Origin of the sequence: Bythopirellula polymerisocia, from assembly GCF_007860015.1 — a bacterium.
GTDB classification, from domain to species: domain Bacteria; phylum Planctomycetota; class Planctomycetia; order Pirellulales; family Lacipirellulaceae; genus Bythopirellula; species Bythopirellula polymerisocia.
Window position 1 is genome coordinate 134,563 of record NZ_SJPS01000001.1, and the last position, 12,474, is coordinate 147,036.

Genomic DNA, 12,474 nt, shown 5'->3' on the forward strand with positions numbered 1-12,474 from the left:
TGCGTCTGACCGGGTATTTCGGAAGTTGTTCCCCGTTGCTGCACCGCACGGGAAGTTCGCCTGTCAGAATTGCTTGACGGCCAACTGCGTTGCGAAATCTGATGGCTACTCGATTATCGCCTCGGTTCGTTTGCGAAGCAATTCGATTTGACACTAGAAGTATTGCATACCAGTTAGGCAATTTCGGGAGTTCATAGGGCCTACTTGCTCATTCCTCCCCCCCAAGAGGATGAGTATTCCACCCCCTCAAGCATTCTGCGAAGAGTTTTCATTGATCGCATAGTGTGTTAACTTATAGCTTGGTTCAGGAGATCCAGTTGTTAGGGGCTACGACCCACGCCATGGCCGGCTTCGGGCCCCAGCCTTAAGGCATCGAGTCGAAGATGAATTCTGCACCCCCCAAAGTACCGAGCAAATATGAGCACTATCGCTCTCAGGGGGAAATGCCTCAGGAACTAGCCAACCGCTTGCGACAGTTTGCCTGCGCATTTGGCGATACCTATGCGTCCTACCTCATTACGGACGTCGACCGCGAATACTTCTGGGCATCCGAGCAACTTGGAGTCGTCGCTTTTCGTCGACTGGGTCGCTATGTCAATATCGCCGATGGTCTGCTTGCTGCGCCGGAAAATCGCGAACTTCTGTTGGCCGAGTTTCTGGCTTTTGCGGAGCAGAACCACTGGGTGGCATCGTTCATGAATGTGCCGCGCAACGAAATCAAGATGTATCGTCGTCAAGGGTGCCAAGTTACAAAGTGTGGTGAGGAAGCGCTCATTCAGCTCGACGAGGCCGACTGGCGGGGAAAGCACTCTCAATGGTTGCGCCGCCAAGAAAATTATTGCCGACGTCACGGTGTCGACATGTGCGAAATTGACCCCGACCCTACCGATCTCTTCTACAGAGTCGAAGTAGTACCTCAACTCGAAGAAGTGTCTCGTGACCATATTGCTTCGACCTTGCATCGTCGGGAGATGGAGTTTTTTGTTAGCCAGTTCTCTCCCTACGAGCTTAAAGATCGCCGCCTCTTTGTGGCTCGTGACGGCTCGCGCATCATCGCATTTATCATTTGCAATCCAGGATTGGACGGAGATTTCTGGGCGATTGAGGTTTATCGCCGCCGGCAAGACGCTGTGCGTGGGGTGATTCCAGGCTTGATCCTGTATGCCATGCGTGTAATGAAGGCCGAGGGAGTGAAATATGTTTCGCTCTCTTTGGTTCCCTTTGTACGCTGCAACCCGGTTAGAGGTGATAGCCCTGTTTATCGCTTTGCGGCAAATTTCTGGTGGCGACATCTCAATTCGATCTACGATGTTCAAGGCATTTTTCATTTCAAGAGCCGGTTCTGCCCGGACTATCGCGAGATGTTTTTGGCGGCAAAACCAGGGGTCTCAATCCGGTCGTTGCTGGTAATCGCCTACCATTGGAAGCTGTTCCATTTCAATCCCTTGCGACTATTGAAACGCAGTTTGTTTCGCAAGCGATCTGCTGAGGGCCATAAGTTAGCGGTTCCCGAGCACCGTTCGCAGCGGGCCATTCGCCAACTGCGCCGCCGGCGTGATTCGAACCCTACGGTGGATTTCCCAACCCCTTCTACTGCCCTCTTCGAGCAGAACGATGCCGAAATCCGCAAGCGCGAGAAAATCACGGTCTGAAGCAAGTCTTTGGATGGGCATGGACTTCTTTGCCTGGGTGCGACTGCTAGGCCACAACCGGTTCGCGGTCAGCTTCTCGAAATTGCCTCAGGTCCTATTGATCACTCTTGTGGCTGTTTTGAACACCAGCCTGCGATGGCTAGAGGTACTTTGGTATGGCGCGGCGTTGCGTAAGATTGAGGTGGGGGAGGATCCTATTTTTATCATCGGGCATTGGCGCACGGGCACGACGATGCTGCATGAGTTGCTCGCCCTCGATTCGCGCAACCGATGTCCGACGACCTATGAATGTCTTTCTCCTAATCATTTTTTATTGAGCGAACGAATCGTCCGCCGACTGGCATCATGGATGTTGCCGCGCACGCGTCCGTTTGACAACATGCGAATGAGTTTCGACAGACCCCAGGAAGACGAAGCTGCCCTTTGTTTGCGAGGTCAGCCCAGTCCTTTTCTTACGGTGGCCTTTCCTGGCAGATCTGTGCAGGATCAATCGTATGTCACCCTCGAAGGTCTGACTAAGCGACAGTTGTCCGCCTGGAAGGCAAAACTCTTATGGTTCCTTAAACTGTTGCTCTACAAAAAGCCGGGGAGACTGGTTCTCAAGTCGCCGCAGCACACATTTCGCCTACCCGTGCTGAATGAGATGTTTCCCCGAGCAAAGTTTGTCTATCTCGTTCGCGATCCGTATGTCGTCTATCCTTCCACCGTGCATTTTTGGACTACTATGTATGAAATTTATGGTTTGCAAGACTTCGATGATGCGACTGTCGAAGAGTTTGTGTTGTCGACTTTCGAACAGATGCACACACGAATGGAAGCGACCCGCGACCAAATCCCCTCCGGTAGATTTTTTGAGATGCGCTACGAAAAACTAGCGGAGAATCCTCTCGCTGAGTTGGAACAACTGTACGACTTCTTAGATTCAGATTTCGAATACGTTCGCCCAGCTGTGGAAAAGTATGCCGAACGCTCAAAGCGGTATCGGACGAATGAATACGAGTTGGACGAATCCAGCCGTGAAGCCGTCACTCGCCGCTGGGCGGAATACATTGAGAAGCACGGCTATGAAAGGTGCGAATTACCTGCCCCGCCGGAAGTGTTGACCACGTAGAGCCATGCCAAATCTGCCCACGAGCTAAGCATTAGAGCTTACCCTGTCACCACGCTCCGCTTCTTCAACAGATCCACGATTCGCTTGACGCATTCGTCGACGTCGAGTTCGTGGGTGCCGAGGACCAGGTCGGCGTTTGCGGGGATTTCGTAGGGGGCGCTTACGCCGGGGAAGTTGGCGATCTCGCCGGCGTCGGCGGCGCCGTAGAGGCCTTCCTGATCACGTTGTCGGCAGACGTCGATCGGGGCGTTGAGATGCACGACGAGAAACTTGTCGCGTCCGACGACCTCTGCTGCTTTTTGGCGAACTTCTTCCTGCGGGGCAAGGAACGCGGCGATCGTGATCAGCCCCGCCTCGTTCATCAGGCGGGCTACTTCGGCACTACGACGCAGGTTCTCGCTGCGGTCGTCCACGGAGAAGCCCAGGTCGCGGGTGATGCCGCGCCGCATGTTCTGGCCGTCGAGTACTGTGACCGCTCGCCCCATGTCGAAGAGGCGCCGTTCTAAGGCGTAGGCAATTGTGGATTTGCCTGAGCCCGCCAGCCCCGTGAGCAGCACGGTTGCCGGTTGTTGGCCAAATCGGCCAGATCGTTCCGTGGGGGTGACAGTGCTAAGTTCTTCGTGTAATCGCTCGTCGGCTTCATCGTCCCAGTGATCGGTGTCCGTTGCAGCAGTCCGCTCGAGGATCATCCCGGCCCCGACCGTGACGTTAGTCATGCGGTCAATGATAATGAACGAGCCCGTGCCATGATTGCTGCGGTAATTGTCGAAGGCAATGGCTTGGTTTAGCCGCACTTGGCAACGGCCAATTTCATTGAGTGCCAACTCATCCGTTTCTTCCCGGTGCAATGAGTTCACATCAATGCGATAGCGGATGCTCGCCACGCTGCCGGAAACAGTTTTCGTCGCTTGCTTGATGTGATACTGCTTGCCGGGCACGAGTGATTCGTCGGCCATCCAGACGATCGTGGCGTCAAAGACATCGGCCGTGACAGGGACATTGTCGGGCCGAACGAGCATATCACCTCGGCTGACATCGATTTCGTCTTCGAGTGTGAGGGTCACAGACATGGGAGTGAAAGCTTCTTCTAGTTCGCCATCGTAGGTGACGATAGATTCGACGCGGCTGGTTTTTCGCGAGGGGAGCACCATCACTGAGTCCCCCTTGCGAATCTTGCCCGAGGCGATTGTGCCGCAGAAGCCGCGGAAGTCGAGGTGCGGGCGATTCACGATCTGCACGGGATAGCGGAAGTCAATAAAGTTTCGATCCGAGGCAATATGCACGTTTTCCAGATGGTGCATCAATGTTGAGCCCTCGTACCAGGGCATGCTCTCACTGTGCTCGATGAGATTGTCCCCCTTGAGGGCGCTGATGGGAATGAAGTGCTGATCCACCATGTCCAGGCGCACAGCAAACTCGCGGTACTCCTTTTTAATGTTCTCGAATACTTCTTCCGAGTATCCGACGAGGTCCATCTTGTTCACCGCTACGAGCACATGCTTGATCCCCAGTAGGGACACGATAAACGAGTGCCGCTTGGTTTGGGTCATCACGCCATGGCGGGCATCGATGAGGATTATCGCCAGATCGCAGGTGCTGGCCCCCGTGGCCATGTTGCGGGTGTACTGCTCGTGGCCGGGACAGTCGGCGATGATGAACTTTCGCTTGGCGGTCGAGAAGTAGCGATAAGCTACGTCAATGGTGATCCCCTGCTCCCGCTCGGCTTTGAGTCCATCGGTCAATAACGCCGGATCGAATCCCCCGCCGGTTGTGCCGTGGGTAGCGCTGTCGCGTTCGATGGCGGCAAGCTGATCCTCGTAGATCATCTTAGTTTCGTAGAGCAGCATCCCAATGAGCGTACTCTTGCCGTCGTCGACGGAGCCACAAGTAAGAAACCGCAGGAGTTCCTTCTGCTCATGCTGCTTGAGGTAGGCGTCGATATCGGTGGCGATTAATGCAGACTGGTGAGACATAGTTGAATGTGGGTTCGGAATGCGGAACGGAAGAAATAGAACGCGGATGAACGCTGATTGGGCGGATTTTCGCAGATCAGATGATTTCGTATCAATCCGCTTCAATCCGCTGAATCTGCGTTCATCCGCGACCCATTTCCTCTCCCTTTTGATTTCTACTTCAATAAACAATGATCAACGTACGAAGTTCTCTAACACTATTGGAAGGGAAGCTAGAAGTAGCCATCTTTCTTTTTTTCTTCCATCGACCCTGATTGGTCATAGTCGATTACCCGGCCTTGGCGCTCGCTGGTTTTGGTGAGGAGCATTTCCTGGATGATCTCGGGGAGAGTCGTAGCAGTTGATTCCACGGCGCCGGTGAGGGGATAGCAGCCCAAGGTGCGAAAGCGGACCATGCGTTCTTCGATTACCTCCCCGGGTTCGATGGGCATGCGGTCGTCGTCGACCATAATTAAAACACCTTCTTTATTCACTACGGGACGCTTGGCGGCCAAGTAGAGTGGCACAATCGGGATGCTCTCCAGATGGATGTACTGCCAAACGTCGAGTTCCGTCCAGTTGGAAAGCGGAAACACGCGGATACTTTCCCCCTTGTGGACTTTGCCGTTGTATAAGTCCCACAATTCGGGGCGTTGGTTTTTCGGGTCCCAGCGGTGGTGCTTGTCGCGGAAGGAATAGACACGCTCCTTGGCACGGGATTTTTCTTCGTCACGGCGAGCCCCGCCAAAAGCGGCGTCAAATTTGTATTTGGTCAGACCTTGCTTGAGTGCCTGAGTCTTCATGATATCCGTGTGGAGTTGACTCCCATGGGTGAAGGGACCGACCCCCTGCTGGATGCCCTCTTCGTTGCTATGAACGATCAAATCCCAGCCCAACCGATTGCGGATCAAATCCTCGCGGAAGGCGATCATTTCCCGAAACTTCCACGTAGTGTCCACATGCATCAGCGGAAATGGGGGCTTGGCTGGGTAGAAAGCCTTCTCAGCCAAACGGACCATGACCGACGAGTCCTTACCGATCGAATAAAGCATTACGGGATTATCGAATTCGGCAGCCACCTCTCGAATAATGTGGATGCTTTCGGCTTCAAGTTGCTTGAGGTGGGTCAGATTGTAGGAAGTCATTGAAGATAATGGAGTTAAGGATGGTTTTAGCGATTTGGTCTAGTATGAATTCGCGGCCAGAAACTAAGGCCGACCGGCAAGGTTTATTGAAATCAGAAGTTCCGATGTCCTGCCAATTGCCTAGCAAAATCCGCAAAACCGGTAGTCTAGGTGCCAGAGGGCCGAAAAACAACTCGAACTCGGGCTTTACTGCGAAATGGGTCTGCGAGTTACACGGTTTTCTCTCAACTTTGTCCGGCTATCAGAACGCCCAACTATTGTAATCGTGGCAATTCAGGGAGATAATGGAACTTGAGGCGCTGAGCTGGGAGATCGGGGCATGCGGAGCGATTCGCACGGAGCCATGCTACCAGGCTTTTTATCGGAACAGAATTCAAACCCTAGCCGTGCCGGCACGTATATATTCTCAGCGACTGGCTGTCGCGCGGAACAAGCGGGGATCGTACGCATTTTCAGGCTCGGCAATTCATCAATGCACATCAAGATTAGATATATTGCGTACAGATTAGCTACCCATAAGTCGCTCAAGAGGGCAATCACGAATTGCCTGCGATCCCTTTCAATTTCGCTATGCTTTTTGCCTGGGCTTTCTGCAGCAGAAGCGACGACCTGGAAAGAATTAATCGGCTACGACCGTTTAGTCAGTATGGTGGGTTCGTCACTACCCAACGGGAATGGCGTTCCAATCTCGATCGTCGAAGCGGGAGGGACACCTCCCGTGGTCTACTATCCCGATACGACGGATGCCGATTTTCAGGCAGACTCTGATCCGCTCTCTGCGGCAGTGAGTTTTGTTGATGGCACTGGGCTGAAAGGCAATGGCAACTCAGGTCACGCTACGAATCAAGCAAATAATTTCTTTGGCAATACAGCGAGTGTGGCACCTGGAGCTAATACAGTCACTGTATATGAAGCGGGAGCCTATTTGAGCAACATTCTCCGCGCTACCACAAGTGCGACTCCCAATGCGCAAGACTTTCGCGTCCAGAATCATAGTTGGATTGGGACTTACGACAATACTCCTGCTACTCCCCCAACTGCTTCAGAGATAGCCAATGATGTGAGTGCTTTGCGACATTTCGATTTCATGATTAACCGAGACAATGTCACGGCCGTAGTTGGATTAAATAACAATACTAACTCTTTGCCTCGTCTGCTCTCACAAAGCTACAACTCAATTGCCGTAGGACGTACGGATGGAATTCATAGTTCAGGGCTAACGGATTTGGTGGACTACGGTTTGGGCCGCAGCAAACCAGATATCGTCGCTCCGAGAACAACAACTAGTGCTGCAACGTCTTCGCTTAGTTCCGTAGCGACATTCTTGCATAGTGCTGTTGCGGGCACGAATGCCGCCAAGAGCGAAGTCATGAAAGCGATTCTGATGGCCGGGGCAACGAAGAGCGAGTTTCTCTCTTGGACCCAAGGATTTGACCCTGCAGACCATTCCATGGTTCGCAACCCCTTAGACGAGACTTACGGTGCCGGTCAGGTCAGTGCTTACAACAGCTATGTGATTACTCAGGGAGGCCGTTTTGCAGGCAGCGATTCCACGCCAACGCCTGTCGCGACCCATGGCTGGGACTATCAAACAATTACAAGCGGCAACGAACTAAAATACCTGATCTCAGTTCCCATGGGGAGCCTTGCGACAGAGCTTTCGATTTTGCTCGACTGGAATGTCGATGTGTCTGCGGGTTTAAATAGTCAAACCTTGGCCGACTTTAGCTTGGAGCTTAAGGATTCATTTGGCCAAAGTTTGCAGTCCAGCGATAGTAGTGTGGACAATGTGGAACATATCTACCTGAAGAACTTGGTTCCGGGAGATTATACCCTTACATTGTCAAGCAACATGACCCACGACTTTGGTTTGGCTTGGCGAACCTCGCTCTTGTATGACTTTCCCTCAGCAGACTTCGACGAAGACGGCGACGTCGATGGCCGTGATTTTCTCACCTGGCAGCGCGGCTACGGAACACTAATCGGTGCATCCCATTCCGAGGGTGACGCAGATGGCGACGGAGACGTGGATATCGACGATATCATGCTATTCAAGGCTCAGTATGGCCCGCCGGCTCAATTGGCTTCAGCCCTGACTTTCGCTGTGCCAGAACCGAGTTCAGCCGTGTTGCTGACCGGAGGACTGCTCGCTTTTTTGCTGAGGCGACGTCATAGGGTCTGAACTTAGATCAGTTAATGGCCCAAGCGGATCGTGACCAGTCCAAGAGCGGCCAAGACACCGCCGGTTAACTTCAACCAAAATCCTACTTCCGCGGGCCGTTGTCGTGCGGTTTCCAGATCTGCTTTGATTTTCTTGAAGCGTTGCTGAACAGCGCGTAATTCTGCGGACTCCTCGGCAGTTAGCTCTCTGGCCGCATGCAAACTCTCGTGAGCAGCAGTAATCTGGGCAGCTGATGCTTCGGCGAACTCTTGAGCTTGCTCTTCAGACCATTGTCTGCTGCCAGCGATGGGCCACCAAAAGCCTGTTGCCACCAAGAGGAGACCTCCTAACACCGCACACGTGCTAATTGTGTGCCTGGATACTAACTTCATAGCAAACTAGGTTAGTTAGAGGAGGTTGCAGCAGCGGAGGCTTCAGGAATGGATGTCCCAATGGTATGACCATCGTTAACGCTAATTCGGTAGGCCATCACATATTCGTCAACATCGTCTAAGAGAAATTCAACGTGACCATCCAAGGATACGACATTCACGCCTCCTGGATGCAGACTTCGAGGAGCTGCCGACAACCAGCCATTTTTGTTTGCATCAAGGCAAGGCATAGCTTCCAGTTGTGATTCGACCAAGTCTGGACAAGCTTGCAGCATGTCGCTGTTGGGACCGAGTGTATTAGGCGTCTGGGTCTGATACGCAAAGTAATTGTAAGCAACGAATGGATCATCACTGCGATGGTTAATGCGGTCGTGGTGCATATCAAAAGCTAGCAAACTGGCCGCCGTCCAAGGCAAAGCCCAAGCACCGCGCTCGTCTTGAGCATGGTCACGAGTTCGGATCTCTCCGAAGAGCAAAGTGTTGCTCGAGCCATCGCTGATTCGACTCAGAGACTGTCCCCGCCCAACAAGTGCCCCCGGATAAAGCATTTGCAAGTCGGTGTGGTAGGGAGTGCAGAACGCGGCGTAGTTACCCTTTGCAAAACGTTTGCCGAGAGTCATGGTTTCATCTTCGAATAGACTTCTTTGAGAATGATCACTGGGACAAGCAAATTGCGCTAAAAACTCAGACTGGGGCTCCGCCTCTTGCTCAAAGACTGAAACATCAAAGTCAAAGCGATCATACAATTGTTGTTGTTCAAGATAGGGCAATATTAGAACGGCCCAGCTAAACTGCTTTCCTTTGCGTTGTTTGAAGTACACAGTCGTACTTTCAGAGTTGTTCGCAGTGACAGTTCTCGATTCCAGCTCAACGATACCGGAACGAGGCAATTTACCTGTGGCACTCTCAAAGTTGCTGGTAGCAATTGCAAGCTGCCGTGAATTGTTGACGCAGTGGATTCGACGTGCCGCTTCGCGTGCCGCTTGCACGGCGGGGAGGATCAGTGATATGAGCACTCCAATGATAGCAATCACGACCAGGAGCTCGACAAGCGTAAAACCACTTTTCGAGGTGCTACCGGAGGCGCGATGCAATGGGGAGGAGTTAGCTGGGAGCATAAGGAATCAACGAGAATTACTGCGGACTTCTTAGGAGGACCGACCTCAGATGTGGGTCTCTTGATTATACGTCAATGCCTCCTATGGGGCTAACCATCGGGCAAAAGTAGGGCAGAAATTTTGTAAATATCGTCCGTTTTTCGGGGAATACGAACTCCACTTTGATGGGTATACTCGATCGTTTCCCTTAATCGCTTCCTCACCGTTAAAGTCAAATATTCTAGGAGAATCCATGATTCATTCACTTACATTAAGAACCATTGCCTTGGCTACATGTCTCACGGCAATTTCTTGCCTGAACTCTACCGCTGAAGAGGGCCTTCCCAGCGGGGGGCAGGCAGACAATTCCGCAGCCCCAGTCTACAGCTACGCCATTGGACTGGAGATCGGCACCAGCTTTTTAGCCGACGGGGTGGTCCTGGATATTGACAGCCTGGTAGCTGGAATTAAGGATGGCCTTGCTAAGGCGAAACCGAAGTACGAAGAGCAGAAACTGGTACAATCGCTGCGTGAACTTTCTCAAGCCAGAGCTGGAGCAATGATCGATCAGAACAAGAAATTTCTTGAAGAAAACAAGAAGACCGAAGGGATTGTTACTTTGCCTAGCGGCCTCCAGTACAAAGTCCTCAAGTCCGGTGCTGGGGCTACCCCCACGAAGGATGACACGGTCCGGACCCACTACGAGGGGAAGCTCGTCGACGGAACCGTGTTCGACAGTTCTTATGAGCGAAACGAGCCAGCCGAATTCCCGGTTACTGGCGTCATTGCCGGTTGGACCGAGGCGTTGCAATTGATGAAAGTCGGCGACAAGTGGCAGCTATTCATTCCCAGCGATCTGGCCTACGGCGAAGCTGGGGCTGGGGGGGTAATTCCTCCTCACGCCACGCTGATCTTCGACATCGAGTTATTGGATGTCGTTGAGTAGATTGGTAGCAGAGTTCTGTTACAAGGCGTTCTGTTAAAATGCTCTGGAATTGTGGCCACGAAATCGTTGCAATTACAGGACATTTTGTCACTGAACATCTGCTATCAACTTCCTCAATTCATGGATATTTGCCGCTAATCTCAGGCTCCATATCGAATAGAACCACAGTCCTGAAGGTGGGCTGGGCATCTTCCTATTCGTCATAGACTGTGGCCTGCTTTGAAGTTGCGCGCTTCGCAAGTTGAATTGGCATCCCAGGGAGCAAATAATCGTTTTCCAAGTGGGGATCAGCCTCAACTTCTCTGCCCAGACGACAAATTCTCCAAATAATCTGTTTTTTGACCTGCAATCGTTGCGTGCCGGAAATCTCTTGCTAGAATCGCTTGAATACCTATCTTTCTTAATTAGACAGGTTAATGCTATAGGAATCACCAGAATGGGTGGTATGGGCAGTTTGTGTTGCTCTGCTGTTCTGGAATCATACTTTCAATCGATGGAGGGCTCCCCATGTTACGAAGAATCATGTGCCTGCTCCCGGTAGTCGCTCTACTGGTAGCGGGCGCTCAGGCTGATGCCTGGGCATTTGGACACCGACACAAGAAGAGTGCATGTTGTACTACTGCACCAGCTTGTGGTTGTGAAAGCGATTGCGGTTGCACTAGCGGCTGTGGCTCGAGCGATTGTGGATGCGGTGGTACCGCACTTCCTGCGGATGGTGGTTGCGGCTGCGGTACTACGACGGTCACCAAGATGGTGCCAACCTGGGAAACCCAGACTCGCACAGTGACGTGCACCGAGTACAAGCAAGAAGAACGCACTCGCAATTACACGGTCATGGTGCCTGAGACTCGCACCAAGACAGTGAACTACACCGTTTGCAAGCCGGTCACTGAGACCAAGACTCGCGAGTACACGGTGCAAGTACCTTACACCGAAAATGTTGAGCAGAAGTACACGGTGATGGTACCTACGTATGAGGACAAGACGGTCAGCTATACAGTGCAAGTACCCTACACTGAGAATGTTGAGCAGAAGTACACGGTGATGGTACCTACGTATGAGGAGAAGACTGTCAATTACAAAGTGCAGGTTCCTTACACTGAGAATGTTGAGCAGTCTTATACTGTCAACGTACCTTATACAGAACAGCGTCAAGGTTCTCGTACGGTAACTAAGCGGGTTCCAGAAACCACGATGAAGACCGTTACCGTTCGCGGCGGTCACTGGGAAACCCAAACGATGGAAGTTCCTGTTAATAGTGGTGGTTGCGGCAACAGCGCTTGCGGTGGCTGTTGTGAGTGTGCTCCTTGCACGCGTACCTGCTGCAAGCGGGTTTGGGTACCGACTTGTGAGACGAAAGAAGTCCCTTGCACGACCTACAAGTGTGTGACTGAAGAAGTTCCTTACACCTACAACGTGTGCCTGTCTCGCTGTGAGACTCGTACTCGCACGGTTTGTGTGAATAAGTGCAAGACCGAAGATCGTCAACGGACCGTCAAGGTCTGTAAGATGGTGCCTGAAGAGCGAACACGAACCGTGTGCGTGAACAAGTGCCGCACTGAGTCCCGGGACAAGACCGTCAAGGTTTGCAAGATGGTACCTGAAGAGCGAACACGAACCGTGTGCGTTAATAAGTGCAAGACCGAAACGCGTACTGCTGATTATCAGGTTTGCAGCTACGTGAATGAGACAAAGAGCAAGGAAGTCAACTACACGGTATGTGTGCCAGAACAAAGGACTCAGACTTATAATGTTTGCGTTCCTGTTCAAGTTGAAAAGCAGATTGAAGTCAAGGTCTGCAAGATGGTTGCTCAAGAAGTTGAAGTTCCCTGTGGCTGTTCCGCACCTTGCGGCTGCGGTGCTGCCCCTGCATGTGGGTGTGGCGGCTGATTCTTGTGCCTGCTCATGATTGAGCTTTGCTAGCTTACGACGGAGGCTGAGTGTTTTACTCAGCCTCCGTTTTCTTATGCACCTCCAATTGCCCAGAGCCCTGCGTGCTAGCAGTCATGTGGGCGATC

9 protein-coding genes are annotated in these 12,474 nt (G+C 52.3%); 5 read left to right on the forward strand and 4 right to left on the reverse strand.

What is annotated here, in order from left to right:
* The first annotated feature begins 383 nt into the window (after positions 1–383).
* Both Pla144_RS00515 and Pla144_RS00520 read left to right on the forward strand, forming a co-directional pair.
* On the forward strand, positions 384–1,652 hold the full coding sequence (locus Pla144_RS00515; protein ID WP_146447374.1) for a DUF2156 domain-containing protein: 1,269 nt from the start codon (positions 384–386) through the stop codon (positions 1,650–1,652).
* 19 nt (positions 1,653–1,671) lie between these two features.
* Positions 1,672–2,763: a sulfotransferase family protein gene (locus Pla144_RS00520; protein ID WP_197530283.1), complete on the forward strand. Its 1,092-nt coding sequence runs from the start codon at positions 1,672–1,674 to the stop codon at positions 2,761–2,763.
* Between the two features lie 38 nt (positions 2,764–2,801).
* Here the strand turns inward: Pla144_RS00520 and cysN are convergent, their stop codons facing one another.
* Positions 2,802–4,736 (reverse strand): sulfate adenylyltransferase subunit CysN, encoded by a 1,935-nt coding sequence (gene cysN / locus Pla144_RS00525; RefSeq protein ID WP_146447376.1) that lies wholly within the window; start codon positions 4,734–4,736, stop codon positions 2,802–2,804.
* Positions 4,737–4,948: 212 nt separating this feature from the next.
* Positions 4,949–5,860 (reverse strand): sulfate adenylyltransferase subunit CysD, encoded by a 912-nt coding sequence (gene cysD / locus Pla144_RS00530; RefSeq protein WP_146447377.1) that lies wholly within the window; start codon positions 5,858–5,860, stop codon positions 4,949–4,951.
* Between the two features lie 319 nt (positions 5,861–6,179).
* On the opposite strand from cysD, the gene Pla144_RS00535 reads away from it, so the two are divergent.
* Complete coding sequence (locus tag Pla144_RS00535; protein WP_146447378.1) at positions 6,180–8,042, forward strand: PEP-CTERM sorting domain-containing protein; 1,863 nt, start codon at positions 6,180–6,182, stop codon at positions 8,040–8,042.
* 11 nt (positions 8,043–8,053) lie between these two features.
* Here Pla144_RS00535 and Pla144_RS00540 read toward each other — a convergent pair whose 3' ends face one another.
* Entirely contained in the window at positions 8,054–8,353 is a 300-nt protein-coding gene (locus tag Pla144_RS00540) for a hypothetical protein (RefSeq protein ID WP_146447379.1), read from the reverse strand.
* A 71-nt stretch (positions 8,354–8,424) separates the two neighbouring features.
* Positions 8,425–9,531: a DUF1559 domain-containing protein gene (locus tag Pla144_RS00545; RefSeq protein WP_146447380.1), complete on the reverse strand. Its 1,107-nt coding sequence runs from the start codon at positions 9,529–9,531 to the stop codon at positions 8,425–8,427.
* Positions 9,532–9,763: 232 nt separating this feature from the next.
* Between Pla144_RS00545 and Pla144_RS00550 the strand changes: the two genes are divergently transcribed.
* Both Pla144_RS00550 and Pla144_RS00555 read left to right on the forward strand, forming a co-directional pair.
* Positions 9,764–10,456, forward strand: coding sequence for an FKBP-type peptidyl-prolyl cis-trans isomerase (locus tag Pla144_RS00550; RefSeq protein ID WP_146447381.1), 693 nt, complete (start codon positions 9,764–9,766; stop codon positions 10,454–10,456).
* Between the two features lie 507 nt (positions 10,457–10,963).
* Positions 10,964–12,346 (forward strand): hypothetical protein, encoded by a 1,383-nt coding sequence (locus Pla144_RS00555; protein WP_146447382.1) that lies wholly within the window; start codon positions 10,964–10,966, stop codon positions 12,344–12,346.
* The last annotated feature ends 128 nt before the right edge of the window (positions 12,347–12,474 follow it).